This window comes from Aeromonas sp. Y289-2, from assembly GCF_027705925.1.
Classification (GTDB): Bacteria; Pseudomonadota; Gammaproteobacteria; order Enterobacterales; family Aeromonadaceae; genus Aeromonas; species Aeromonas veronii.
On sequence record NZ_JAPDCH010000004.1, the window covers coordinates 117,526 to 142,405 of the forward strand.

At 57.7% G+C, this 24,880-nt stretch carries 23 protein-coding genes; 15 read left to right on the forward strand and 8 right to left on the reverse strand.

The annotated features are described in order from the left end of the window. The first annotated feature begins 170 nt into the window (after window positions 1-170). The 6 genes from OKC43_RS08510 (at window position 171) to OKC43_RS08535 (ending at window position 5,777) form a co-directional block, all read left to right on the forward strand. Window positions 171-1,937: a class I mannose-6-phosphate isomerase gene (locus tag OKC43_RS08510; RefSeq protein ID WP_236271418.1), complete on the forward strand. Its 1,767-nt coding sequence runs from the start codon at window positions 171-173 to the stop codon at window positions 1,935-1,937. A 5-nt stretch (window positions 1,938-1,942) separates the two neighbouring features. Further along, entirely contained in the window at window positions 1,943-2,371 is a 429-nt protein-coding gene (locus OKC43_RS08515) for a PTS sugar transporter subunit IIA (RefSeq protein ID WP_139438023.1), read from the forward strand. Between the two features lie 9 nt (window positions 2,372-2,380). After that, window positions 2,381-2,875 (forward strand): PTS system mannose/fructose/N-acetylgalactosamine-transporter subunit IIB, encoded by a 495-nt coding sequence (locus OKC43_RS08520; protein WP_064341276.1) that lies wholly within the window; start codon window positions 2,381-2,383, stop codon window positions 2,873-2,875. A 12-nt stretch (window positions 2,876-2,887) separates the two neighbouring features. Continuing rightward, window positions 2,888-3,691 (forward strand): PTS mannose/fructose/sorbose/N-acetylgalactosamine transporter subunit IIC, encoded by an 804-nt coding sequence (locus OKC43_RS08525; protein ID WP_064337977.1) that lies wholly within the window; start codon window positions 2,888-2,890, stop codon window positions 3,689-3,691. Then, window positions 3,691-4,539, forward strand: a complete 849-nt coding sequence (locus OKC43_RS08530; RefSeq protein ID WP_236271419.1) for a PTS system mannose/fructose/sorbose family transporter subunit IID — start codon at window positions 3,691-3,693, stop codon at window positions 4,537-4,539. Before OKC43_RS08525 ends, OKC43_RS08530 begins: the two co-directional genes overlap by 1 nt. 74 nt (window positions 4,540-4,613) lie before the next feature. Continuing rightward, window positions 4,614-5,777 carry an AGE family epimerase/isomerase gene (locus tag OKC43_RS08535; RefSeq protein ID WP_236271420.1) on the forward strand — a complete coding sequence of 388 codons (1,164 nt, stop codon included), beginning with the start codon at window positions 4,614-4,616 and terminating at the stop codon, window positions 5,775-5,777. Window positions 5,778-5,796: 19 nt separating this feature from the next. Here OKC43_RS08535 and OKC43_RS08540 read toward each other — a convergent pair whose 3' ends face one another. Then, a complete protein-coding gene (locus tag OKC43_RS08540; RefSeq protein WP_236271421.1) occupies window positions 5,797-6,048 on the reverse strand; it encodes a DUF1289 domain-containing protein in 252 nt (83 codons plus the stop codon). A 150-nt stretch (window positions 6,049-6,198) separates the two neighbouring features. On the opposite strand from OKC43_RS08540, the gene mltA reads away from it, so the two are divergent. Beyond that, on the forward strand, window positions 6,199-7,350 hold the full coding sequence (mltA, locus tag OKC43_RS08545) for a murein transglycosylase A (protein WP_064337973.1): 1,152 nt from the start codon (window positions 6,199-6,201) through the stop codon (window positions 7,348-7,350). Window positions 7,351-7,466: 116 nt separating this feature from the next. On the opposite strand, the gene yfaE is transcribed toward mltA, so the two are convergent. The 5 genes from yfaE to ubiG all read right to left on the reverse strand — a co-directional run bounded on the left by yfaE (window position 7,467) and on the right by ubiG (window position 13,302). After that, window positions 7,467-7,790 carry a class I ribonucleotide reductase maintenance protein YfaE gene (gene yfaE, locus OKC43_RS08550; RefSeq protein ID WP_236271422.1) on the reverse strand — a complete coding sequence of 108 codons (324 nt, stop codon included), beginning with the start codon at window positions 7,788-7,790 and terminating at the stop codon, window positions 7,467-7,469. Beyond that, window positions 7,787-8,920, reverse strand: coding sequence for a class Ia ribonucleoside-diphosphate reductase subunit beta (nrdB, locus tag OKC43_RS08555; protein ID WP_157160826.1), 1,134 nt, complete (start codon window positions 8,918-8,920; stop codon window positions 7,787-7,789). Before nrdB ends, yfaE begins: the two co-directional genes overlap by 4 nt. 80 nt (window positions 8,921-9,000) lie before the next feature. Continuing rightward, the gene (gene nrdA, locus OKC43_RS08560) at window positions 9,001-11,268 is read right to left on the reverse strand and encodes a class 1a ribonucleoside-diphosphate reductase subunit alpha (protein WP_179903871.1); all 2,268 of its coding nucleotides are present in this window, start codon (window positions 11,266-11,268) and stop codon (window positions 9,001-9,003) included. Window positions 11,269-11,890: 622 nt separating this feature from the next. After that, window positions 11,891-12,586, reverse strand: coding sequence for an HAD family hydrolase (locus OKC43_RS08565; protein WP_236271423.1), 696 nt, complete (start codon window positions 12,584-12,586; stop codon window positions 11,891-11,893). Then, complete coding sequence (gene ubiG / locus OKC43_RS08570; protein ID WP_236271424.1) at window positions 12,586-13,302, reverse strand: bifunctional 2-polyprenyl-6-hydroxyphenol methylase/3-demethylubiquinol 3-O-methyltransferase UbiG; 717 nt, start codon at window positions 13,300-13,302, stop codon at window positions 12,586-12,588. Before ubiG ends, OKC43_RS08565 begins: the two co-directional genes overlap by 1 nt. A 198-nt stretch (window positions 13,303-13,500) precedes the next feature. On the opposite strand from ubiG, the gene gyrA reads away from it, so the two are divergent. Next, the gene (gyrA, locus tag OKC43_RS08575; protein ID WP_270658574.1) at window positions 13,501-16,248 is read left to right on the forward strand and encodes a DNA topoisomerase (ATP-hydrolyzing) subunit A; all 2,748 of its coding nucleotides are present in this window, start codon (window positions 13,501-13,503) and stop codon (window positions 16,246-16,248) included. Window positions 16,249-16,355: 107 nt separating this feature from the next. Here the strand turns inward: gyrA and OKC43_RS08580 are convergent, their stop codons facing one another. Next, window positions 16,356-17,753, reverse strand: a complete 1,398-nt coding sequence (locus OKC43_RS08580) for an alpha-amylase family protein (protein ID WP_270658575.1) — start codon at window positions 17,751-17,753, stop codon at window positions 16,356-16,358. Between the two features lie 262 nt (window positions 17,754-18,015). On the opposite strand from OKC43_RS08580, the gene OKC43_RS08585 reads away from it, so the two are divergent. After that, window positions 18,016-18,171: a hypothetical protein gene (locus tag OKC43_RS08585; RefSeq protein WP_005336695.1), complete on the forward strand. Its 156-nt coding sequence runs from the start codon at window positions 18,016-18,018 to the stop codon at window positions 18,169-18,171. A 158-nt stretch (window positions 18,172-18,329) separates the two neighbouring features. Here OKC43_RS08585 and OKC43_RS08590 read toward each other — a convergent pair whose 3' ends face one another. Then, window positions 18,330-19,385, reverse strand: a complete 1,056-nt coding sequence (locus OKC43_RS08590) for a PA0069 family radical SAM protein (RefSeq protein ID WP_236271426.1) — start codon at window positions 19,383-19,385, stop codon at window positions 18,330-18,332. Between the two features lie 173 nt (window positions 19,386-19,558). Between OKC43_RS08590 and OKC43_RS08595 the strand changes: the two genes are divergently transcribed. The 6 genes from OKC43_RS08595 (at window position 19,559) to pheS (ending at window position 24,879) form a co-directional block, all read left to right on the forward strand. Next, a complete protein-coding gene (locus tag OKC43_RS08595) occupies window positions 19,559-20,146 on the forward strand; it encodes a tetratricopeptide repeat protein (protein WP_236271427.1) in 588 nt (195 codons plus the stop codon). A 232-nt stretch (window positions 20,147-20,378) separates the two neighbouring features. Beyond that, complete coding sequence (gene thrS / locus OKC43_RS08600; RefSeq protein ID WP_005336690.1) at window positions 20,379-22,307, forward strand: threonine--tRNA ligase; 1,929 nt, start codon at window positions 20,379-20,381, stop codon at window positions 22,305-22,307. A gap of 21 nt (window positions 22,308-22,328) precedes the next feature. Further along, a complete protein-coding gene (gene infC, locus OKC43_RS08605; RefSeq protein ID WP_196783562.1) occupies window positions 22,329-22,859 on the forward strand; it encodes a translation initiation factor IF-3 in 531 nt (176 codons plus the stop codon). A gap of 86 nt (window positions 22,860-22,945) precedes the next feature. Beyond that, window positions 22,946-23,143: a 50S ribosomal protein L35 gene (gene rpmI / locus OKC43_RS08610; protein ID WP_005336688.1), complete on the forward strand. Its 198-nt coding sequence runs from the start codon at window positions 22,946-22,948 to the stop codon at window positions 23,141-23,143. Between the two features lie 15 nt (window positions 23,144-23,158). Continuing rightward, complete coding sequence (rplT, locus tag OKC43_RS08615; RefSeq protein ID WP_005336687.1) at window positions 23,159-23,515, forward strand: 50S ribosomal protein L20; 357 nt, start codon at window positions 23,159-23,161, stop codon at window positions 23,513-23,515. A gap of 380 nt (window positions 23,516-23,895) precedes the next feature. Further along, entirely contained in the window at window positions 23,896-24,879 is a 984-nt protein-coding gene (gene pheS / locus OKC43_RS08620; protein WP_236271428.1) for a phenylalanine--tRNA ligase subunit alpha, read from the forward strand. The last annotated feature ends 1 nt before the right edge of the window (window position 24,880 follow it).

The window sequence follows — 24,880 nt, forward strand, 5'->3', positions numbered from 1 at the left end:
TTAACCTATATTTCGGATGAGAGAAGGTTGCAAGTGAGCGGTTGATCACGAATTTCACCGCCCATGCCGATGATATATCCCAATGTTTGAGGTTAATCGTGTTTATCAGGTTGTGGTTAACAGGTTAATCGATTTATCTCTGTCGTAGGTGTCAACGAGAGAGCAAGCCAATGATTCATTCGAGTTACGTTTCCAACTACGACAAATATCCAGAAGTGACCGTTGTTGGATATGAGCGGGCCGCCTGTGCGGGATGGGATGAGATTGCCCATCAGTTGCAAGCCAAAGTGAACGGGCAAGACAAGGCGAAAGTGGTACTGGTGATCGACTGCTATCACGGCGTGGATCAGACCGAGCTACGCAACCAGCTGCTGACCAGATTCGGGCCTCACACGCTCATCGATGTGGAACAGGCGCGCCTGCCCGAACCCAAAGTGCTGGCGATGCTGGACCGCTTCATCACAGATGACCGGGTGTTTGGCGTGCTGGCACCTCACAAGATGGTGGAGTTTTTTGACCCGGTCGCCTTGGTGCGCCTGCAACAGCAGGTCGCAGAGGTGGCCGAAGGTCTGGTGGTGGTGATGGGCTGCGGCGCTTCGCTGGTGGCGAAAGGGGATGTGCGGGTCTATGCCGATCTTGCCCGCTGGGAGATCCAGCAGCGTCTGCGCCGTAAAGAGATTGGCAACTGGGGCGCTGATAACACCGAAGAGGACATATTGCGCCGCTACAAGCGGGCCTTCTTCATCGAGTGGCGAGTGTTTGATCGCCATAAATTGGCCCAGCTGCCCACCATCGATTTCCTGCTCGACACCAACACCAGGGACAAGCCGACCATGGTAACGGGGGCGGCACTGCAACAAGGGTTGCATCAGGCGGCGCGCCAGCCGTTCCGGGTTGTTCCCTTCTTCGATCCTGGGGTCTGGGGCGGGCAGTGGATGAAGCAGGTGTGTGATCTGGACCCAGCCCAACCCAACTACGCCTGGTGTTTTGACTGTGTGCCCGAGGAGAACAGCCTCTACCTGCGCTTTGGCGAGGTGAGGGTGGAGATCCCGTCGCAAAACCTGGTGCTGTGCCAGCCAAAAGCCCTGCTGGGGGAGCGGGTACACGCCCGCTTTGGCGCCGAGTTCCCGATCCGGTTCGATTTTCTCGATACGGTGGGGGGGCAGCCGCTCAGTCTGCAGGTGCATCCGCTGACCGAATACATCCAGCAGGAGTTCGGTATGCACTATACCCAGGACGAGAGCTACTATCTGCTCGATGCCAAGCCGGACTCCTGCGTCTACCTCGGCACCCGTAACGGTATCGACCCGCAGGCAATGCTGGCGGACCTAGCTGCCGCCCAGCGCGGTGAGAAGCCCTTCGACGACGAGCGCTTCATCAACCGCTTCCCGGCTCGCAAGCACGACCACTTCCTGATCCCGGCTGGAACCGTCCACTGCTCGGGAGAGGGAGCCATGGTACTTGAGATCAGCGCCACCCCTTACATTTTCACCTTCAAACTGTGGGACTGGGGCCGGGTCGGGCTCGACGGCATTCCGCGCCCCATCCATCTGGAGCATGGCAGCAAGGTGATCCAGTGGGATCGGGATACCGATTGGACCAAGCGAAATCTGGTCAATTGCATTGAGCCCATCGCTGAAGGGGAAGGGTGGCGTGAAGAGCGCACCGGACTGCATGAGCGGGAATTTATCGAGACTCGTCGCCACTGGTTCAGCGTGCCGGTAGAGCACGACACCGGCGGCACTGTACAAGTGCTCAACCTGATAGAGGGTCGGGAGGCAACGGTAGATAGCCCGGACAACGCCTTCGCCCCCTTCGTGGTGCACTATGCCGAGACCTTCATCGTACCGGCGTCGGTAGGGCGCTATCGTATCCGCCCGAGTGGCGAGAGTGAAGGGCAGACCATTGCCACCATCAAGGCCTATGTGAGGGGGTAACCAAGATGCTGAGGATCCTTATCGCAACCCATGGTTCACTGGCGCCGGCCCTGCTGGCCAGCGCCAATATGGTCTACGGCGAGTTGCCCGCCGTAGCCACAGTCTCTCTGACCGAAGAGGGGGGAATAGAGACGTTTCGCGCCGAGTTTGAACAGACCCTGCGCCGTCATGGCGCGGGGTCTGACGGGGTGTTGGTGCTGTGCGACATGGAGTGCGGCACACCCTACAACGTGGCATGCCGCTTTGCATTTGATCCCGCATGGCCGCAGCCGGTAGCCGTGGTGACCGGGGTGAATTTTCCCATGCTGCTGATGAGTGCCGACTGGCTTGCAGCGACCGATGTGCACGAAGCGGCCCGCCAGTTGCTGGCACAGGCTCTGGAATCCATGGTGATCGCCGCACCGGCGGTGCACCAGCAAGATGACAACTTCTAGGAGAGCGAGATGGCGATTTCATTTGTACGCATTGACGATCGGGTGATCCACGGTCAGTTGGTGACCCGCTGGGCCAGAGAGCTTCCTTGTGACGGTATCGTCGCGATCGATGATGAGGTGGCGGCCGATCCGCTGCTCTCCCAGGTGATGACGGGGGCAGTGTCGGATACCAAGGTGTGGCTGTTTGATGTGGCGACCGCCATTACCAAGTTGCCCAAGGTGATCGCCAGTGATAAGCGCTACTTCGTGATTGGCAAGTCGCCGGTCACCCTGCAGCGCCTGTGCGCCGCCGGGATCTCCCTGGATAATCTCAACGGCAAGATCAACGTCGGGCCCATGAGTGCCCGCGAGCAGACTACCACCATAGGCCCCAACCAGTCGGTGACGGCGCAGGAGATCGCCGCTTTTGATTACTTGGCCAACCTTGGTCACGAGATCGACTTTCGGCTGGTACCGGATGCCAGTCACTACAGCTGGGCAGATGCCCAGAAAAAGCTGAAATAGGGAGCAGAGATCATGTTTCTGGAAGCGACCCTCATCGGGATACTCTGCTATCTCGGTGCTCTCAGCAGCCCTTGGCTGCTGGGCTTGACCGGTGGCTGGTATACCATTACTCGCCCGTTGGTATCGGGCATGCTGGTCGGTGCCATTCTGGGGGATATTCAGACCGGGATCCTGATCGGGGTGGCGGTGCAGGCAGTCTATATCGCCATGGTGACGCCGGGCGGTTCCATGCCGGCGGATCTCAACTTCGTCGCCTTTCCGGCCATTGCGCTGGGCATCATGTCGGGCAAGGAGCCGTCGGTTGCCGTGGCGATTGCCGCCACCATCGGCATCGCCGGGACCATCCTCTTCAACTTCATGATGGTGTTCAACTCCTACTGGAACCACAGGGCCGATGTGGCGCTTGAGCAGGGCGATGAACAGGGGGTTTACCTCAACAGCGCCATCTTCCCGCAGGCCAGCAACTTTGTGCTGCGTTTCGTGCCGACCTTCATTGCCGTCTACTTCGGCAACCAGTACATCGAAGGGTTCATGAACAGCCTGCCGGAGCTGGTGATCCGTACCATGACGGTGGTGGGCGGCATTCTGCCTGCAGTCGGCATTGCCATCTTGCTCAAGCAGATCATCAAACAGAACAGCATGCTGATCTACTTCCTGGTGGGTTTTGTCGGCATCGTTTTTCTCAAGCTCAACATGGTGGGGCTGGTGATGATTGGGGCCCTGCTGGCGCTCATTCACTATAACTACAAGCCGGAACCACGCCCTGCAGTCGCTGCCCGTGCTGCCACCCAAACCGATGATGAGGATGAATTCTGATGAACACAGAGCTGCAATCAGGGGAACTGGCGGCCAAGCAGCCGGTTGCTCTTACCTCAAGGGATCTGCGTGCCTGCTGGCGTTCGTGGATGATGTACAACCTCTCCTCCATGAGCTTCGAGCGTCTCGAATCGTTCGGCTTTTGCCTTGGCATGATGCCGGCGCTCAAGAAGCTCTATCCCGGCAAGGCTGAACGGATGGAGGCGATGAAACGCCATGCCTCCTTCTATAACACCGAGCCCCAGATCGGCGCCATTATCAACGGGTTGGCAGTCGGGCTTGAAGAGAAGCGGGCCAATGGCGAGAAGATCGACGGTGAGACCATCAATACCCTTAAGGTCGGCCTGATGGGCCCCATCGCTGGCATCGGTGATTCCATGATCCCCGGTATGCTGGTGCCCATTTTGCTCAGTATCGGTATGGCGCTGGCGGCAGGGGGGAGTGTGCTGGGGCCGCTGTTTTACGTCATCAGCTTTAACGCCATCGCCATTACTGGCTCCTACATGTTGTTTATGAAGGGCTACAAGCTGGGCACTGGTTCGGTGGAGTCTCTGGTCAGTTCCGAGTCGGCCAAGCTGCGCGAGGCGCTCTCCCTGCTTGGGGTCTTTGTGATGGGCGGGGTAGCGGCCAGTTATGTCAACCTCTCCACCGGGCTCGATTTTGTCACCTCGGACGGGGTCAATATCCAGGTTCAGAGCATGCTGGATGGCATCTTCCCCAAACTGATGCCGCTGGTGGTGGTGCTGGGTACCTGGTATCTGATGGCCAAGCGCAACGTCTCGCCGGTCAAAGCGATGCTCGGGCTGTTGGTGCTGGCCTTTTTCGGGGTCGCCATCGGTCTGTTCTGATGGGGTCAAGGCCATTTGGTTAACAATGGGAGAGCCTGGCTCTCCCTTTTTATCGCCGTTGCGAGAGGTAATTTATGCATATCGAGGTGACTGAGGCCGCGCAGCGCTGCCATCGCTGGCTGGTCTCCGAGGCGCTGCCCCTTTGGGGCGCGCAGGGGGTTGACCCTGAGCGTGGGCTGTTTGCCGAGGGATTGGATAGTGCTGGCCAGCCTTTGTGGCAGCCGACCCGTTTTCGGGTACAGAGCCGCCAGATCTATGTGTTCAGCCACGCCACCCTGCTGGGGTGGTACGACGGGCGCACCCTTGCCGAGCGTTCTGCTTTGGTCGGTATGGGTCATTTTGACGATGGGGCGGGGCATAGCGTTTTCTCCATTAATCGGGATGGTTCGATTGCTGACGCATCAGTCTGCAGCTATGAATACGCGTTTGCTCTGCTGGCTGAGTGCTGGCTCTATCGTCTGAGTGGCGATCCACGCTGGCAACAACAGGCCGAGTCGCGCTATCAGACCATTGAGCAACTCTTTGCGGACCCGCTGCACGGTGGATTTCACTCCACTTGGCCATCTGGCCCACTGCGCAGCCAAAATCCCCATATGCATCTGTTCGAGGCGTTGTTGGTGGCGGCAGACAGCTTTGATGATGTGATATGGCAGCAGCGAGCAACCGCGCTGTATCGGCTGTTTCGTCAGCGTTTTCTGGAACCCGGTTTACTGCGCGAGTTTTTCGACGATGCGCTGCTGGCGCGTCATGCTGACTCCCGTCTTATCGACCCGGGTCATCACTACGAGTGGTGCTGGCTGCTGGCACGCTACCGGACTCTTGCCAGCAGCTGGGAAATCCAGCCAACCAGCACCGAGATTGACGAGGCAATCGGGATATTGACCCGCTTTGCCATCCGCCACGGGCACGGGCAAACCGGGCTGGTGATCGATGAGCTGACCGATGATGGGCAACCCTATCGCGATACCAGCCGGCTCTGGTGCCAGACCGAACATTTGAAAGCACTCCTGGCGACCTATGAGCAACAGGGGGATGAGGCTACCGCCTGCCAGATCAGCAAGGTAGTTGCGCGGATCTTCCACTACTACCTGTTGCCCGCGATGCCCGGACAGTGGGTCGATCAAGTGGATAACGAGGGAAAGCCGCTGACCTCTCATGCGCCAGCCAGCACGTTTTATCATCTGTTTGTGGCGTTTAGCGAACTGGCACTGGTCGCAGGGGTGGGTATCGGGGAGTAGGGTGGCCTATGGGAGGCGTTTAAAAATCCCAGCCGTGCTGTGCTTGCAGTTCACTGGGAGCGCCTTCACGAGCCTTGCGCCGCGCAGCCTCGACCCGACGTTTGCGATCCCGGCACAGGCGCATCACCTCTTGTTGCTGGGCAGGGGTCATGGTGAGCCAGTTGAAACGCTCTTCGCGATTGCGCAGGCACCCCTTGCAGTAGCCTTTGTTGTTCACTTCGCAGACCCCGATGCAGGGGCTCTGCAGCGGGAATATTTCGAGCTGTTCCATCCATCACCTCGCGCATCCTGTCACCTTGTTATAACCCAGCGGATCCCCTTTGGAGAAATCCTGCTTCAAGTGATTGATGTCGTTTGCTTTCCCCCTGCAAATTTGGCATCTTCCCCGCCGAGCATGGCTCTTGGCGTTATATGAGGACATATGAACAAACACGCGTACTGGCTGACCGCCGCAGTGCTGGGACTGGCCGGTTGTGCGGGCAACTCTGACAAAGCAGAAGTGCCCAAAAAACAGACCGACAACAGATGCTTTCTTAACTGCGAGGTGCCGGAAAATCTGGGCAAGCAGTATCTGGACGGGACCTTGCCAGAGGATCTGGTGAGGGTGGAGCGGGTCAATAGCCGTGCGCGTGCGGACTACAGCAAGTTTGGCCCGCAAAGCAGACTGGTATTGGAGCGCTCCGGCAAGATGACCCGCCGTTATGGCGAGCTCTATCACCAGCTCTCCCGCTGGGTGGCGGGCGGCGGCAATCCTGCCGACATTACCCGTTACGGTATCAGCCTGGCTCAGCTGGGCGGCGCCGATCGCATGGGTAACGTGCTCTTTACCGGTTACTACTCGCCGGTGCTGGAGGTGCGCCACCGCCCGGATGCCAAGTACAAATATCCCATCTATGCCATGCCCAAATGTGGCGGCCGTTGTCCTACCCGGGCCGAGATCCATCAGGGAGCGCTGGCCAACCGAGGGCTGGAGCTGGGTTACAGCAAATCCCTTATCGACAACTTCCTGATGGATGTGCAGGGCTCCGGCTTTGTCCACTACGGGGATGACGATCGGCTGCAATATCTGGGGTACAGCGGCAAGAACGGTCACGGTTACGTCAGTATCGGCCGGGTGTTAATCGATCGCGGTGAAGTGCCCAAAGAGCAGATGTCGATGAAGGCCATCAAGGAGTGGGCCAACCGCCAGCCGGAGGAGAGCGTCAAGGAGTTGGTGGAGCAGAACCCCTCCTATGTCTTCTTCGAGCGCCGCCCTACTAATGATGTGATCGGCGCCGCCGGCATCCCGCTGCTGCCGATGGCGGCTGTTGCTGCCGACAAGACCCTGTTGCCGATGGGGACGCCGATCCTCGCCGAAGTTCCCCTGCTCGATAAAGAGGGCAACTGGACCGGCAAGCACCAGCTGCGGCTGTTGATTGCGCTGGATGTGGGCGGGGCGGTGAAGAAGGGGCACCTCGATCTCTACCACGGTATGGGTGAGAAGGCCGGTGTCGCGGCCGGTCACTACAAGCACTTTGGCCGAGTCTGGAAACTGGGCCTGCACCACGGGCCGACTGCCGCCCCCTGGTTGTAATCCTCTGAGGGTTCGCGCGTCTGTAATCGGGCGCCCGGGCAATGTGAAGAGACAAAAAAGCCGCCGGATTGCTCCGGCGGCTTTCTATTTTGTGCGAGTGGCTGCTGGTGGCTGCGTCAGCTCTTCTGGATATCCAGCCGGATGGCGCCGACCGGTTTGCAGCAGCAGGGGAGACACTCCCCTTGGGCGACAAATGCCAGCGGCACATTGGGGTAGTGCACCTTGCCGGCCATCAGCGGAGTGCGGCAGGCGCCGCAATAGCCGCTGCGACACTGGAATTCCACATGATGACCATGGCGCTCCAGGGTCTCCAACACGCTTTCGCCGGGATGGGCGTGCAGCACGGCACCATCCCGGGTATGTACCCGTGGTGCCACGACCGCATGCTGTTCGGCAGGCGTGTGCGGGGCAGGGGTCAGCGTGTTGGTTGCGTCACTCACAGCTCGAAATCACCCAGGTCATCGGCATTGACTTCGCTGTCGATCTGGCCGACCAGATAGGAGCTGACCTCTACCTCTTGCGGGGCGACCTGTACGTTGTCGGATGACAGCCAGGTGTTGATCCAGGGGATCGGGTTTTGCTTGGTGCCGGCAAAGGCTGGCTGCAAGCCGACTGCACTCATGCGCAGGTTGGTGATGTACTCCACGTACTGGCAGAGGATGTCCTTGTTCAGGCCGATCATGGAGCCGTCCTGGAACAGGTACTCGGCCCACTCTTTCTCCTGAATGGCCGCTTCCTTGAAGATCTCGAAGCAGGCCTGTTCGCACTCGGCGGCGATCTCGGCCATCTCCGGGTCATCCTGGCCGGTGCGCATCAGGTTCAGCATGTGCTGGGTGCCGGTGAGGTGCAGCGCTTCGTCGCGGGCGATCATCTTGATGATCTTGGCGTTGCCTTCCATCAGTTCGCGCTCGGCGAAGGCAAAGGAGCAGGCGAAGCTGACGTAGAAGCGAATTGCCTCCAGCGCGTTGACACTCATCAGGCACAGATAAAGTTTCTTCTTGAGCTCGCGCAATGTGATGGCCACTTCGCGGCCAGCGACGGTGTGGGTCCCTTCACCATGCAGGTTGTAGAGGGCGGTCGCTTCGATCAGGTCGTCGTAGAAGTGGCTGATGGAGCCGGCGCGCTTCAAGATCTGCTCGTTGGTCACGATGTCGTCGAACACTTGGGCGGGGGTGTTGACGATATTGCGGATGATATGGGTGTAGGAGCGAGAGTGGATGGTCTCGGAGAAGGCCCAGGTCTCAATCCAGGTTTCCAGCTCCGGAATGGAGACCAGCGGCAGCAGCGCCACGTTGGGGCTGCGGCCCTGAATGGAGTCCAGCAGGGTCTGGTACTTCAGGTTGGAGATGAAGATATGCTGCTCGTGGGGCGGCAGGGCCTGATAGTCGATGCGATCACGGGAGACATCCACCTCTTCCGGGCGCCAGAAGAAGGAGAGCTGCTTCTCGATCAGCCGCTCGAACACTTCGTGCTTTTGTTGATCATAACGGGCTACGTTGACCGATTGGCCAAAAAACATCGGCTCTTTGAGCTGGTCGTTTTGGGTTTGGCAGAAAGTTGAATAGGCCATGGTTACCAGAATATGTGAATAGAGAAAACAGGAGAGCGGGAGCTTCATGCTCCCGCCCGGTTATCAGTTCTTGCCGTGACTTAGATTTTGCAAGCCCCGCCAGCGCAACCGTCATCTTGCAGATCGGTCTGGGCATCGTCTGCACCATCACGGGTGTTGTGATAGTACAGGGTCTTGAGGCCGTATTTGTAGGCGGTCAGCAAGTCCTTGAGCAGCTGTTTCATCGGGACCTTGTTGCCTTCGAAACGGGCAGGGTCGTAGTTGGTGTTGGCGGAGATCGCCTGATCCACAAACTTCTGCATGATACCGACCAGCTGCAGGTAGCCGTCAACGCTCGGTTGCTTCCAGAGCAATTCGTATTGATCTTTCAGGCGATCATACTCGGGTACCACCTGTTTGAGAATGCCGTCTTTGGAGGCCTTGACTGAGACCAGGCCGCGTGGCGGCTCGATGCCGTTGGTGGCGTTGGAGATCTGGCTGGAGGTCTCGCTCGGCATCAGGGCGGTCAGGGTGGAGTTGCGCAAGCCCACGGACTTGATATCGGAACGCAGACTTTCCCAATCCAGATGCAGCGGCTCGTTGCACAGCGCATCCAGATCCTTCTTGTAGGTGTCGATGGGCAGGATGCCCTGGGCATAGGTGGTCTCGCCAAACAGCGGGCAGGGGCCGAACTCGCGGGCCAGCTGCACGGAGGCTTTCAGCAGATAGTACTGAATGGCCTCGAAGGTGCGGTGAGTCAGCGCCAGACCGGAGCCGTCGGAGTAACGGGCACCGTTTTTGGCCAGGTAGTAGGCGTAGTTGATGACGCCGATCCCCAGGGTGCGACGACCCATGCTGCCCTTCTTGGCGGCGGCAATCGGGTAGTCCTGATAGTCGAGCAGGGCGTCGAGGGCACGCACGGCCAGATCGGCCATCTCTTCCAGATCTTCCAGCTTCTCGATGGCACCGAGGTTGAAGGCGGAGAGGGTGCACAGGGCGATTTCGCCACTCTCGTCGTCGATGTTGTTGAGCGGCTTGGTCGGCAGCGCAATTTCGAGGCAGAGGTTGGACTGGCGTACCGGCGCCACGCTCGGGTCGAACGGGCTGTGAGTGTTGCAGTGATCGACGTTCTGGATGTAGATGCGACCGGTACCGGCACGCTCTTGCATCATCAGGGAGAAGAGGTCTACCGCTTTCAGGGTCTTCTTGCGAATGGCCGGATCTTGCTCGTACTTGACGTAGAGCTCTTCAAACTTGTCCTGATCGGCGAAGAAGGCATCGTACAGACCCGGCGCATCGGACGGGGAGAACAGTGTGATGTCACCACCCTTGATCAGGCGCTGGTACATCAGCTTGTTGATCTGCACGCCGTAGTCCATGTGACGAACTCGGTTCTCTTCCACGCCGCGGTTGTTCTTCAGTACCAGCAGGCTCTCGACTTCGGTATGCCACAGCGGGTAGAACAGGGTGGCCGCACCGCCGCGCACGCCGCCCTGGGAGCAGCACTTCACGGCAGTCTGGAAGTATTTGTAGAAGGGGATGCAACCGGTGTGGAACGCTTCGCCGCCACGGATGGGGCTGCCCAGACCGCGGATGCGCCCCGCGTTGATGCCGATACCGGCGCGCTGGGAAACGTAACGCACGATGGAGCTGGCGGTGGCGTTGATGGAGTCCAGGCTGTCGTCGCATTCGATCAGTACGCAGGAGCTGAACTGACGGGTCGGGGTGCGTACGCCGCTCATGATCGGGGTCGGCAGGGAGATCTTGAAGGTCGAGACCGCATCATAGAAGCGCTTGATGTAGTCCAGACGGGTATCTTTCGGATACTTGGAGAAGAGGCAGGCCGCAACCAGCATATAGAGGAACTGCGGGCTCTCGTAGATCTCGCCGGTAACGCGGTTCTGGACCAGATATTTGCCTTCCAGCTGTTTGACTGCCGCGTAGGAGAAATCCATGTCGCGCCAGTGATCCAGATGGGTGTTCAGCTCTTCGAATTCGGCCTGGGTGTAGTCTTCCAGCAGGTGCTTGTCGTACTTGCCCATGTCCACCAGACGAGCCACGTGCTGGTAGAGGTGGGGCGGTTCGAACTGGCCGTAGGCCTTCTTGCGCAGGTGGAAGATGGCCAGACGGGCTGCCATGTACTGGTAGTCCGGGGTCTGCTCGGAGATGAGGTCAGCCGTCGCCTTGATGATGGTTTCGTGAATGTCGGCGGTACGGATACCGTCATAGAACTGGATGTGGGATTTGAGCTCTACCTGGGAGACCGACACGTTGTCGAGCCCTTCGGCGGCCCAGTCCAGCACGCGGTGAATTTTATCCAGATCGATGGGTTCTTTGTGTCCGTTACGCTTCGTCACAAACAAGTTCATTGGCTGATGACCTTCAGTTGATTCCCGAAAAACCATCGCACAATGGCGCTACCCTTGCCCCGGCGATATGCGGGAGTTGGGTAGAGATTGTGCGATGAATCACAAGATGTAGTGTTATTTTAAGTTCGAGCTACAAGATAGTGAGGTCAGCCCGCCATTGCAATGTGTGGATAAGTGACGAGCTGTGGATAAATTGTGAGTCTTGCCCCATCAGTTAGTGACTGCTCACAGTGAGCGGGTTTTCATTCGTCCGCTCCGCTAAATGCAAGTCTCCCGATCGAAGATGGAAAATTTAAATAACTTTTTTTGCTTGCGAAACGGGGGGCTTTTTACTAGCAAACGGCGGCTGATTATCCCTTATGCAACAAGGGTCAAAAGCTGTCCAGTTGTCGCAGCCGCGGGCTCAGCGTGGCAAGGGCTTTGCATCAGATGACGGTGGTTTGTAGCCGCTTTGTGATGGTTGCGAGCTTGTCAAATGGGTATCCAACAGGCAGAAAGCTGCCTTTATTATCCATGAATAGACGAGTGATGGTGGCGCAGGACGCAGGAGCGTAAAGGAAAGATGCAAGGGGCGGAGAGTCTCTTCGCCCCGTTATCGCATGTCAGCCGGTAAGGCTGCGCGTTACGCTTTGGCCGTCAACTCATAGCGCAGCCAGTGGTGCAGGGCCTGCACGGTATCAAACTGCAGATCGGCGCCCCATTGGGCGGGATCTTCCTCATTATTGAGATAGCCCCAGCCAGCGACCGCGGTGCGCATGCCGGCGTTGCGGCCCGCTTCGATATCCCGCACATGATCCCCCACATAGAGGCAGTGAGCTGCTTCGACCCCCAGCTTCTCACAAGCAAAGAACATGGGGGCTGGGTCGGGCTTGCGTACCGGCAGGGTATCGGCGCTGACCGTTACGCCGCAGCTGGCGAGCTGTGGCAGGGCCGCCAGCAGCGGCTCGGTGAGAAAGCCCGGCTTGTTGGTGACTATGCCCCAGGGGAGCTGTTTCTCGTCGAGCCACTCGATGAGATCCACCATTCCCTCATAGGGGCGGGTACCGACGCAGAGATTGGCCGCGTAGTAGTCGAGCAGGGCATTGCGCAGGCGGGTGGCACCCAGCTCTTCAAGCAGTTCGTTGCCGAGCCCTGCTTTGAGCAGCCCGAGCGCTCCGTGGGAGGTGGTCTGACGAATGATGTCGTCAGAGAGCGGCGCAAAACCTTCGTTTATCAGCACATGGTTGACGGCGGCGCCGAGATCCGGGGCCGTGTCGAGCAGGGTGCCATCCAGATCGAACAGCACGCAGCGCAGGGGCACAGGGTGAGAGGCGCTCATCAACCGTGCTCCGGGCGGACAAACTCCACCATATAGTTGACGTCGACATTCTTGCCGAGCTTGAACTGGTTGGTGAGGGGGGCGTAGTGGACGCCACTCATGTCCCGCACCAGCAGGCCAGCTGCTTCCCCCATGCGACACAGTTCGGCCGGGGTGATGAATTTTTTGTGATCGTGGGTACCCTTGGGCACCATCTTCATCAGGTATTCGGCCCCGATGATCATCATCAGATAGGATTTGGGGTTGCGGTTGATGGTGGAGACGAACACCCGGCCGCCCGGGCGCACCAAGGTGGCGATGGCGCGCAGCACGGAAGTGGGGTCCGGCACATGCTCCAGCATCTCCATGCAGGTGACCACGTCATACTGGCCCGGCACTTCGGCGGCATGGGCTTCGGCAGTGATCTGGCGATATTCTAGCTCGACACCCTGCTCCAGAGCGTGGAGGCGGGCGACGCCGAGGGGCTCCTTGCCCATATCGATGCCGGTGACCCTGGCACCACGGCGGGCCATGCTCTCGGAGAGAATGCCACCGCCACATCCGATATCGAGAATGCGCTTGCCAAACAGACCGCCACTTTTGTCGGTGATCCAGTCAAGGCGCACCGGATTGATTTGATGCAGGGGTTTGAATTCACCTTCCATGTCCCACCAGCGGGAGGCGATGGCTTCAAACTTGGCGATTTCTGTCAGATCGACATTGGCATCACTGTTCATTTTTCGAAGATCCTGTGGCAGGGCGCCCGCTTCTGAGTCATGGGCGCAATCTATTGTCCTGGCGGGCATTATAACGGACGGACTTTGTCACACCAGCCCGATCTGATACCCGATTTGTGGCTTAAGGTATTTGGCTCAGTGTGTTACCATGTCGCGCTGTTTAAGCCAAAGAACAACTAATTAGGGATAAGGCTTTCTATGAGCGATCTGGCCAGAGAGATCACGCCGGTCAACATCGAAGAAGAGCTCAAGAGTTCCTATCTTGATTACGCCATGAGCGTGATCGTAGGACGAGCTCTGCCGGATGTGCGTGATGGCTTGAAACCGGTTCACCGCCGCGTTCTGTTTGCTATGAACGAGTTGGGGAACGACTGGAACAAGCCCTATAAAAAATCGGCCCGTGTGGTCGGTGACGTAATCGGTAAATATCACCCGCACGGCGATATCGCTGTGTATGACACCATTGTCCGGATGGCGCAGGATTTCTCCATGCGTTACATGCTGGTCGATGGTCAGGGCAACTTCGGTTCAGTCGACGGCGACAGCGCCGCGGCGATGCGTTATACCGAAGTGCGGATGGCCCGCATCTCCCACGAGCTGCTGGCTGATCTGGACAAAGAGACCGTGGACTGGGTGCCGAACTATGACGGCACCGAGATGATCCCGGCGGTCATGCCTACCAAGGTTCCCAACCTGCTGGTCAACGGCTCCTCCGGTATCGCGGTGGGCATGGCGACCAACATTCCGCCTCACAACCTCACCGAGATTGTCAATGGCTGCCTGGCGCTGATCGAAAACGGCGACCTCACCATTGACGAGCTGATGACCTACATCACCGGCCCGGATTTCCCCACCGGCGGCATTATCAACGGTCGTTCCGGCATCGTGCAGGCGTACCGTACCGGTCGTGGCTCCATCTATGTGCGGGCCAAGGCTGAAGTGGAAGTGGACGAGAAGACCAGTCGCGAGACCATCATCGTTCACGAGATCCCCTATCAGGTGAACAAGGCTCGACTGATCGAGAAGATCGCCGAGCTGGTCAAAGAGAAGAAGATCGAGGGCATCAGTGCCCTGCGCGATGAGTCTGACAAAGACGGCATGCGCATCGTTATCGAGATCAAGCGCGGCGAATCCGGCGAGATTGTGCTGAACAATCTCTACAAGCACACCCAGATGCAGACCACGTTCGGCATCAACATGGTGGCGCTCGATAACAACCAGCCCAAGGTGATGAACCTTAAAGAGATCCTGGATGCGTTCCTGCTGCACCGCCGTGAAGTGGTGACTCGCCGGACCGTGTTCGAACTGCGCAAGGCGCGGGATCGGGCACACATTTTGGAAGGTCTGGCGGTTGCGCTGGCCAACATTGATCCCATCATCGAGCTGATCCGCCACAGCGCGACCCCGGCCGACGCGAAAGCGGGCCTGGTTGCCAAGGGCTGGGAACTTGGCAACGTGGCCGCCATGCTGGAAAAAGCGGGCGACGACGCGGCACGGCCAGAGTGGCTGGAGCCTGAGTTTGGTATCCGTGAAGGTCAATACTTCCTGACCGAACAGCAAGCCCAGGCCATCCTTGACCTGCGTCTGCACAAGCTGACCGGCCTCGAGCACGAGAAGATCCTGGAAGAGTACCAATCTCTGCTGGATCTGATCGCCGAGCTGCTGCACATCCTGGCGAGCCCGGCTCGTCTGATGGAAGTGATCCGCGATGAACTGCTGGCTGTGCGTGAGCAGTATGGCGACGAGCGTCGTACCGAAATCAGCATGTCCAGTGCCGAGATCAACATCGAAGATCTGATCACTCCGGAAGATGTGGTGGTTACCCTGTCTCACCAGGGCTATGTGAAGTATCAGCCGCTCTCCGACTACGAGGCCCAGCGCCGCGGTGGTCGTGGCAAGTCGGCCACCCGGATCAAGGAAGAGGACTTTGTGGAGCGTCTGCTGGTGGCCAACACCCACGACACCATTTTGTGCTTCTCCACCCGTGGCAAGGTCTACTGGCTCAAGGTTTACCAGCTGCCGGAAGCGTCCCGTGGTGCCCGTGGTCGTCCGATCATCAACCTGCTGCCGCTGGAAGAGGGTGAGCGTATCACCGCTATCCTGCCGGTGAAGGAGTATGACGCCGAGAAGTATGTCTTCTTCGCCACCGCCAATGGTACCGTGAAGAAGACCAGCCTCTCTGACTTCAGCCGTCCGCTCTCCTCCGGTATCCGCGCCATCAACCTCAAAGAGGGTGATGAGCTGATCGGGGTGGATATCACCGATGGCAGCAACGAGATCATGCTCTTCTCCGACGCGGGCAAAGTCGTTCGCTTCGCCGAAGGCAGCGGTCGCGCCGATGCGGATGTCAGCGATGACGTTGAAACCGACGATGACGCCGGTAACGACGATGATGGCAGCGACAACGGCGAAGGCACCGAAACCAAGGGTACCTTCAAGGGTGTGCGTCCCATGGGTCGTACCGCGGCCGGTGTGCGCGGCATCAAGCTGGGCGCCGGTGACAAGGTGGTTTCCCTCATCGTTCCGCGCGGCGAAGGTGCTATCCTAACCGCCACCGCGAACGGTTACGGCAAACGTACCGCACTCGACGAGTACCCGACCAAGAGCCGTGGTACCCAGGGCGTTATCTCCATCAAGGTGGATGAGCGCAACGGCAAGGTGATCGATGCGATCCAGGTCGAAGATACCGACCAGATCATGCTGATCACCAACGGCGGCACCCTGGTGCGTACCCGTGTTGCCGAGGTGAGTGTCATTGGCCGTAACACCGGCGGTGTCCGTCTGATCCGTACCGGTGAAGACGAGACCGTGGTTGGCCTGCAGCGCATCGCCGAGAGCGACGAAGACGAGAACGACGCGCTGGCCGTTGACGGTGAGGTATCTGAAGGTACCGATACCGCGACCGGCACTGATGCGGCCGATGCAGGGGAAGCGGGCGACGAGTAATCGTCATCAGTTACCCGAGCAACGTCTCTGATCAAAAAGAGCGACCCTGGTGGTCGCTCTTTTTATTAGTCTGCTTTTTATGACTCTCCGCTGATCTTACGGCTGGATCACTCCTGCAGCCACATTCTGGCGCTGCGGGCGGGAATGGCGACCCGTACCCACTGGCTCTGCACGTTGACCACGGCTCCTTGGTCGAGCACGTCACGATAGTTGCGATACCAGTTCATCTCGAATTTGGCGGTATCGAGCCAATACTCCTGCTCATAGTCGCACTTGTTGATGCCGACCAGCCCCTGTTTGCCCCGTTTGAATAGCACGAAGCAGTCACCGTTGCCGACCAGCTGCATCGGTTGGCCCTGCACCGCATTGTGAAAGCGGATCATCCCCTTGAGATCGGCGCGCTGGTAGTAATCCTGCCAGCGCAGTCCATCCTTGGCCTGGGTCTCGCCGTGATCCGAATAGACCAGCGGCGAGCCACCATCGCGGCCGAGCAGGTAGGCGTAGGCCAGCTTCTCGTCAGTCTGGGTCAGGATCTGATAGCGGAAGCCGTCGTTGGTGGGGATGTCGTGGGTCACGGCAAAGGTGACGGCGCGATTGCCCGGTAGCGCCTGACCATAGGCGCCCGGATCCGCCAGCAGGTTCATGCTGCCGCCATACCCCAGCGCGCCACGCAGGGAGGCAAACAGCGGAAAGTCATAGGCTCCCTGACCGCTGCTGTCGAGGTAGGGTTTGAGAAAGCGCTCGTAATCGGTGCTGCCAGCCCCCCCTGTGGTGATCACCTCGCCAAACACGTGCATCCCCTGTTTGATTTCGGGGGTGAACACGGCATTGATCTGGTAATCGCTCATGTGTTTGACCGCATCTACCCGAAAACCCTTGATCCCCATCCCCTTGAGTGCCTTGAGATAGGCCTGTTGCTGGCTTACCACCCAGTTGTTGGGATCCAGATCCGGCAGCCCCTTGTCACCGGCACCGCCACAGAGACGCCAATACTGGACATGACCCGGATCGCTCCAGTCGCTGATGCACCCTTCGGGATGAAAATCCTGACCGGAGAGGAAGTTTTGCCCCAGATCGCCAAACAGTTTCTGGCGCTCGAAATAGGCCGGGTTGCTGGCGTAGCTTTGCAGCAGCTCGTTGCCGGGATAGTTGAGGTCCTGGCGTTTCCAGCTCTCGTTGGCCATGTGGTTGAGTACCACATCGGCATAGACGGCGATGCCCCGCGCCTTCATGGCGGCGATCAGTTGCTCGAGCTCCTGCTTGTTGCCAAGGGGGGAATCGACAAGACGCAGATCCTGCGGCTGGTAACGAGCCCACCACTCGTTGCCTGATGACTTGAGAGGTGGTGAGATGAGTACCTGTTTGTAACCGGCCGACTTGATAAGGTCGGCTTTGGCGGTCACTTCACTGTACTTCCAGTTGAAGGCGTGAAGTATGACGTCGGCGTGCGCCAAGGGGGCGATCAGCATGCCTGCGATCGCCCATATTCCCGCTGTGTGTTTCATTATTGTGTCCCTGTTTTTATAGATGCCTGAATGGGCAACCCAGCTTTGGCGGGAACAGGGTGAGCTGCAATCCACAACCTGCAGATTTGTGACCGCTTTCAGAGTGATTTCGCCGAGTATGTGAGCGGTTTCGGCTTTTTCTCGCCACCGCCAGTTGCCTTTTTACAAGTGATTTTTTTGTCATTTCCCTGTCATTCCCAGCCGCTATCCTGCCGGGCGAGTGGTGCGTTGTTGCCATCACCTTCACCGTCAGGAGCTGCATATGACCAGTTGGATCACGTGGGAAATTTGGTGGAGCCGGGTATGGGGCGAGTCAGAGGTGCCGCAGTATGAAGAGGATGAGCACGAAGTGGCCCATGAACCCTCGCGGCTGCCGGTTGAAATGGTGCAGCAGGGTCGGGATCAGCGCGCAGGATAAGGCGTTAGCCCTCTCTTTACCGGGTAGCGCTTTCTTGTCGCGACATGGCTACATCGTTGGAAAATTCTGAAAAGCGGGGTTTCCACAGGATGTGTTGCGGCAGGCCTTCCTCTCAACCTCTTGGCACGCCTGATGTGTGAAGGGCGTGAGCAGGGGGATTAGAAGAGCGACAGCTGCTCCCCGGGGCGGATAAACCCATCCAGCCTGAGCTGAATATGACGTTTGCCCAGATCGAGGCGCTTGCTGATGAGGCGAAAGCGCTGGGCCAGCAGATCGGCAAAGTGCCCCTCACCGCGCATGCGGGTACCGAAGGCGGTACTGTTGAGCCCGCCACCGCGGCTGGCTCGCAACTGATTCAAAATAGCCTCCTTCTGGCCAGGATAGTGGGTATCGAGCCAGTCCCCAAATAGCGGAGCCAACTCGTGGGGTAACCGCAGCAGGATGTAATCGGCGCAACTGGCGCCAGCCTCGGCGGCCGATTTGATGATCTGCTCCAGCTCCGGTTCATTGAGCCGCGGGATCATGGGGGCGGCCAGTACCCCCACCTGCACGCCAGCGTTGGCCAACTTCTCGATCACTTTCAAGCGGCCTGCACCCGTGCTGGCGCGGGGCTCCAGCTGTCGGCGCAGGGTTTCGTTCAAGGTCGTCACCGACACCATCACCTGACACAGTCCCTCTCTGGCCAGCTCGGTCAACAGATCGAGGTCGCGCAAGATCATGGCGCTCTTGGTAATGAGCCCGACCGGATGGCGGTGGGCCAGCATCACTTCCAGCAACTGCCGGGTGAGGCGATAGCGCTGCTCGATGGGTTGATAGGGGTCGGTATTGGCGCCAATGAAGATGGTCTGTGGCTGATAGGCCGGTTTGGCAAACTCCCGGCGCAGCAGGTCGGCTGCATTGCGTTTGGCAAACAGCTTGCTCTCGAAATCGAGGCTAGGGGAGAGCTCCAGATAGGCGTGACTGGGTCTGGCATAGCAGTAGATGCAGCCGTGTTCGCACCCCTGATAGGGGTTGATGGAGCGACCAAAGGGGACATCCGGCGAGCTGTTGTAGCTGATGATGCTGCGTGCATCGATCTCCCGCACCTCGGTGCCAGGCACAGAAGAAGTGAAGGCGGCATCCCAATCGGACGATTGCCAGCCGTCATCGACCGCTTCGACAAGGAGGCCGCTAAAACGGTGATCGATATTGTGGGGACTGCCTCGTCCTGCCATGGTGTGCACCGATACTGTTTATATATACAGTTATTTTGCAGGTGCCCCGGATAAATGACAACAACGGCTGATCGACCGGGTGCAAAAAGGGTTGTCGCAGGGATCTCTAGCTTGATCGCGGCGCTACATTTCGTTTACATAGACGAAATGAGAACTGGATCACGGAAATCATCATGAGACCCACCACTTCCCGCTGGCTGTTTATCGGTCTGCTTGCCCTGGTTATCTGGCGTCTGCTTCCGCTCTCCACCGAGCAGGAGATGGCTGCTGCCAACCGTGCTTGGCGTACCGGTCATTTCGATGAGGCGACCCGGATCTGGTCGCCACTGGCCGATCAAGGCCAACCTCGGGCGCAAGCCTTGATGGGCTGGAGCCATGAAGTGGGGCAGGGGAGCGAGCAGGATATCAATCGGGCCATCACGCTCTATCGCCAGTCGGCGCAGGCGGGCGATTCCTTTGGCCAATACCGGTTGGCGGATGCCTATTTGCGTGGCACCGGGGTGAAGCGGGATCTGCGCGAAGCCTTTCACTGGATGGATCTTGCCGCCCGTAATGGCGATGTGCCGGCGATGCTGAAAGTCGGGGTGCTCCATCTGATGGGGGCGAGCGGGCGTGTCGATCTCTCGCAGGGGAAACAGTGGCTCTATCAGGCGGCTCAAAAGGGCAACAAACTGGCGCTTCAGGTGCTGCAAGAGCTGGCGCTGGCAGAGGAGGGGAGCAGTGACTTTGACTTCAACTGGCAATCCCTGCTTGGCGAATAGTCGGCAGGCGACTCATTTGACTGTAGAAAATATCTGCAAATCCGATACAGCACGCCCGACTTCTGGTAGCATGGGGCCGTTTTGGCTTGGTTTGTCACGTTAGACATGTGGTTTACGTGTCAGGCCGTCTTCGCAAAGTGCTGTGGAGAACCAAAACATCACCTTTTTGAATCTCTTTTCCATCCCGCATGTGACCTTTGGTAGGGGTCACCACTGTATAAGGAAACACATAATGCCAATCATTACTCTGCCTGACGGCAGCCAACGTCAATTTGCCCACTCTGTTTCCGTCATGGATGTGGCTGCGGACATCGGTCCCGGTCTCGCCAAGGCGTGCATTGCCGGTCGGGTAAACGGTGAACTGGTAGATGCGTGCGAGCTGATCGAAGCCGATGCTGCGCTGGCCATCATCACCGCCAAAGACGAAGAAGGTCTGGACATCCTGCGCCACTCCTGCGCCCACTTGCTGGGTCATGCTATCAAGCAACTCTGGCCCCAGACCAAGATGGCCATCGGTCCTGTCATCGACAACGGCTTCTACTATGACGTTGATCTTGACCGTACCCTGACCGATGAAGATCTGGCTGCCCTGGAAGAGCGCATGCTGGCGCTGGTAGCCAAGGATTACGACGTCATCAAGAAGAAAGTCTCCTGGCAAGAAGCGCGCGATGTATTCGAGGCGCGCGGCGAGTCTTACAAAGTCGAAATCCTGGATCAGAACATTGCCCGTGATGACCAGCCAGGTCTCTATCATCACGAAGAGTACATCGACATGTGTCGCGGCCCGCACGTGCCCAACATGCGTCACTGCCACCACTTCAAGTTGCTGAAGATGTCCGGCGCCTACTGGCGTGGCGACTCCAACAATAAGATGCTGCAGCGTATCTACGGTACCGCCTGGGCTGACAAGAAGCAGCTCAAGGCCTATCTGCAGCGTCTGGAAGAGGCCGCCAAGCGCGACCACCGCAAGATCGGCAAGCAGCTCGACCTGTATCACATGCAGGAAGAAGCACCCGGTATGGTGTTCTGGCACAACGATGGCTGGACCATCTTCCGTGAGCTGGAAACCTTTATCCGCGGCAAGCTCAAAGAGTACGACTATCAGGAAGTGAAAGGTCCGTTCATGATGGACCGCGTTCTGTGGGAGCGTTCAGGTCACTGGGAGAAATACGCCCAGGCCATGTTCACTACCCAGTCTGAAAACCGCGAGTACGCCATCAAGCCGATGAACTGCCCGGGTCACGTCCAGATCTTCAATCAGGGTCTGAAGTCCTACCGCGATCTGCCGCTGCGTATGGCCGAGTTTGGCTCTTGCCACCGCAACGAGCCGTCCGGTTCCCTGCACGGTCTGATGCGGGTGCGCGGCTTTACTCAGGATGACGCGCACATCTTCTGTACCGAAGAGCAGATCATGGAAGAGGTCTCCGGCTGTATTCGTATGGTCTATGACGTCTACGGTACCTTTGGCTTCGAGAACATCGTGGTCAAGCTCTCCACTCGTCCCGAGCAGCGTATCGGCTCCGACGAGATGTGGGATCGCGCCGAGAAAGCACTGGCCGAAGCGCTGGAGCTCAACGGTCTGAAGTACGATCTGCAGCCGGGTGAAGGGGCGTTCTACGGTCCCAAAATTGAATTTACTCTGCACGATTGCCTTGATCGTGCGTGGCAATGTGGTACCGTGCAGCTCGACTTTGCCCTGCCTGGTCGTCTGGGTGCCACTTATGTGGGCGAAAACAACGATCGCCATGTACCTGTGATGATCCACCGGGCCATCCTGGGTTCTATAGAGCGCTTCATCGGTATTCTGACTGAAGAGTACGCCGGTCTGTTCCCGACTTGGTTGGCACCGACTCAGGCTGTGGTCATGAATATCACGGACAATCAGGCCGATTATGCGGTGAAAGTAGCCAAAGCATTGAATGATGCGGGCCTTCGCGCAAAAGCGGACTTGAGAAATGAGAAGATTGGCTTTAAAATCCGCGAGCATACTTTGAAGCGAGTACCTTTCATGCTGGTCTGCGGCGATAAAGAAGTTGAAGCCGGTAAGATTGCAGTACGGACTCGTAAAGGGGCTGACCTGGGCACTTATCCTGTTGAAGAGTTCATCGCTCTGTTGACCCAGGAAGTTCAGACCCGCGGACAAAAGAAAGTGGAGGAATAAGCTATAAAAGGCGGAAAAAAACTGGGCAAGCAACCGCAAGCCCGCGCTCACCGGATCAATGAAGAGATCCGTCTGAAAGAAGTTCGTCTGACTGGTCTGGATGGTGAAGCCATTGGCATTACCTCCATTCAGGATGCTCTGAACTTGGCCGCAGAGGCCGGAGTTGATCTGGTAGAGATCAGTCCAAATGCTGAGCCGCCCGTTTGCCGGATCATGGATTACGGCAAATTCCTCTACGAAAAGAGCAAAACAACCAAAGAACAGAAGAAAAAGCAGAAAGTCGTCCAGGTCAAGGAAATCAAATTCCGTCCTGGCACTGACGAAGGCGACTATCAGGTAAAACTACGCAACCTGGTTCGCTTTCTGGAAGACGGGGACAAGGCTAAGGTCACCCTGCGCTTCCGTGGTCGTGAAATGGCCCACCAGGATCTTGGTATCAAGGTTCTGGAGCGCGTCAAGAACGATCTGGAAGAGTTGGCCGTAGTCGAGTCGTTCCCGAAAGTCGAAGGCCGTCAAGCTGTGATGGTCCTCGCACCTAAGAAGAAATCTTAAGGCCCACAAGAAATTGACTCATGGGGCTTGCCCCATGAGTTTGTTCGCCTTGCGATTTTGTTGTCACTCACAATGCGGAGTATGAAATGCCGAAGATGAAAACCAACCGGGGTGCTGCAAAGCGCTTCAAAAAGACTGGCTCGGGTCGCTTCAAGTGCAAGCACAACCACCTGCGTCACATCCTGACCAAGAAGAGCAGCAAGCGTAAGCGTCAGCTGGGGCCGAAATTCATGGTTTCTGCTGCCGACCACAAACGTGTTGTCGCTTGTCTGCCGTACGCATAAGGGGGGATGTGAAAAATGCCAAGAGTTAAACGTGGTGTGACTGCTCGAGCTCGTCACAAGAAAGTAATGAAAGCCGCCAAAGGTTACTACGGCGCCCGTTCCCGTGTTTACCGCGTAGCGGTACAAGCGGTAACCAAAGCTGGTCAGTATGCCTACCGTGACCGTCGCCAGAAAAAGCGTCAGTTCCGTCAGCTGTGGATTGCGCGTATCAACGCTGCAGCCCGTCAGAATGGTCTGTCCTACAGCCGTCTGATCAACGGTCTGAAGAAGGCTTCTATCGAGATCGATCGCAAGATCCTGTCCGATATCGCCGTTCACGACAAAATGGCTTTCACCGCCCTGGTTGAAAAAGCTAAAGCAGCTCTGGTTTAATCCAGTTCTGTTATAAACGCTAAAAGGAGGCTCAGGCCTCCTTTTTTGTATCTATAACCATCTGTTTTGCATCACTATTTCCTTTCTCTCATCCACGTTTTGTTCGCTTTTTGCACGAGTTATAGATTTTTCTACATACAAAGCGATATGTGCGAGATGACCTATTCTACAACTGCTTTATATGCCAACAAACTAGATGTTTGTTCCATTATTTCAGGAGTGGCGGTGAGTCGATGAGACTCGCTTGATATAACAAAATGATTTGTAGGGAGAAAAGCCCACCTTAACTATGGTCAGCGAAGGGGCTTTTTTTGTATTATTCCCCTCTTGACCTTATTTAGCCTAAAGGCTCCTGTACCGGGAGTGGTGACGAGGAAGACATGCAACAGCTTGAAGAAGTAGTCGGCCAAGCCAGAGCCGAAATTGAGGGCGTGAGCGATATCGCTACCCTCGACGAAATCCGGGTCAAATATCTGGGTAAAAAGGGCTTTTTTACCGAGCAGATGAAGGGCCTGGGTGCCTTGTCTGCCGAAGAGCGTCCCGCCGCGGGCGCCGTGATCAACCAGGCAAAACAGCTGGTTCAGGATGCGCTGAACGAGCGTCGTGAAGCGCTCGAAGTCGCCGTGCTGAACCAGAAGCTGGCCGCCGAGACCATCGATGTCAGCCTGCCGGGCCGTCGCATTGAGAATGGTGGTCTGCATCCTGTAACCCGCACCATCGAGCGCATCGAGCGCCTGTTTGGCGAGATGGGCTTCAAGGTTGCCCGTGGTCCCGAGATTGAAGATGGCTTCCACAACTTCGATGCGCTGAACATTCCGGCTCATCACCCGGCGCGTACCGATCACGATACCTTCTACTTCAATCCTGATCTGATGCTGCGTACCCACACCTCCGGTGTGCAGATCCGTACCATGGAGCATCAGCAGCCGCCGATCCGCATCATTGCACCGGGCCGCGTCTATCGTAACGACTACGACATTACCCATACCCCGATGTTCCATCAGGTTGAAGGTCTGCTGGTTGACGAGCATGCCAGCTTTACCGAGCTGAAGGGCATTCTGCACGACTTCCTGCGCAACTACTTCGAGGAAGACCTGACCATTCGCTTCCGTCCTTCCTACTTCCCGTTCACCGAGCCGAGCGCCGAAGTAGACGTGATGGGTAAGAACGGCAAGTGGCTTGAAGTGCTGGGCTGTGGCATGGTGCACCCGAACGTACTGCGTTCGGTTGGTATCGATCCGGAAAAATACTCCGGCTTTGCCTTCGGCATGGGCGTTGAGCGCCTGACCATGCTGCGTTACGGGGTCAACGACCTGCGTGCCTTCTTCGAAAACGACCTGCGCTTCCTCAAGCAGTTCAAGTAAG

Coding starts and splice junctions, on each gene's coding strand:
- OKC43_RS08565 (WP_236271423.1), bottom strand. CDS start 12,586: ATGAGCGCCTCTCACCCTGTGCCCCTGCGCTGCGTGCTGTTCGATCTG.
- rplT (WP_005336687.1), top strand. CDS start 23,159: ATGCCAAGAGTTAAACGTGGTGTGACTGCTCGAGCTCGTCACAAGAAA.
- pheS (WP_236271428.1), top strand. CDS start 23,896: ATGCAACAGCTTGAAGAAGTAGTCGGCCAAGCCAGAGCCGAAATTGAG.
- thrS (WP_005336690.1), top strand. CDS start 20,379: ATGCCAATCATTACTCTGCCTGACGGCAGCCAACGTCAATTTGCCCAC.
- mltA (WP_064337973.1), top strand. CDS start 6,199: ATGAACAAACACGCGTACTGGCTGACCGCCGCAGTGCTGGGACTGGCC.
- gyrA (WP_270658574.1), top strand. CDS start 13,501: ATGAGCGATCTGGCCAGAGAGATCACGCCGGTCAACATCGAAGAAGAG.
- OKC43_RS08595 (WP_236271427.1), top strand. CDS start 19,559: ATGAGACCCACCACTTCCCGCTGGCTGTTTATCGGTCTGCTTGCCCTG.
- OKC43_RS08510 (WP_236271418.1), top strand. CDS start 171: ATGATTCATTCGAGTTACGTTTCCAACTACGACAAATATCCAGAAGTG.
- OKC43_RS08520 (WP_064341276.1), top strand. CDS start 2,381: ATGGCGATTTCATTTGTACGCATTGACGATCGGGTGATCCACGGTCAG.
- ubiG (WP_236271424.1), bottom strand. CDS start 13,302: ATGAACAGTGATGCCAATGTCGATCTGACAGAAATCGCCAAGTTTGAA.
- OKC43_RS08525 (WP_064337977.1), top strand. CDS start 2,888: ATGTTTCTGGAAGCGACCCTCATCGGGATACTCTGCTATCTCGGTGCT.
- nrdA (WP_179903871.1), bottom strand. CDS start 11,268: ATGAACTTGTTTGTGACGAAGCGTAACGGACACAAAGAACCCATCGAT.
- OKC43_RS08515 (WP_139438023.1), top strand. CDS start 1,943: ATGCTGAGGATCCTTATCGCAACCCATGGTTCACTGGCGCCGGCCCTG.
- nrdB (WP_157160826.1), bottom strand. CDS start 8,920: ATGGCCTATTCAACTTTCTGCCAAACCCAAAACGACCAGCTCAAAGAG.
- rpmI (WP_005336688.1), top strand. CDS start 22,946: ATGCCGAAGATGAAAACCAACCGGGGTGCTGCAAAGCGCTTCAAAAAG.
- OKC43_RS08535 (WP_236271420.1), top strand. CDS start 4,614: ATGCATATCGAGGTGACTGAGGCCGCGCAGCGCTGCCATCGCTGGCTG.
- OKC43_RS08590 (WP_236271426.1), bottom strand. CDS start 19,385: ATGGCAGGACGAGGCAGTCCCCACAATATCGATCACCGTTTTAGCGGC.
- OKC43_RS08530 (WP_236271419.1), top strand. CDS start 3,691: ATGAACACAGAGCTGCAATCAGGGGAACTGGCGGCCAAGCAGCCGGTT.
- OKC43_RS08585 (WP_005336695.1), top strand. CDS start 18,016: ATGACCAGTTGGATCACGTGGGAAATTTGGTGGAGCCGGGTATGGGGC.
- OKC43_RS08540 (WP_236271421.1), bottom strand. CDS start 6,048: ATGGAACAGCTCGAAATATTCCCGCTGCAGAGCCCCTGCATCGGGGTC.
- OKC43_RS08580 (WP_270658575.1), bottom strand. CDS start 17,753: ATGAAACACACAGCGGGAATATGGGCGATCGCAGGCATGCTGATCGCC.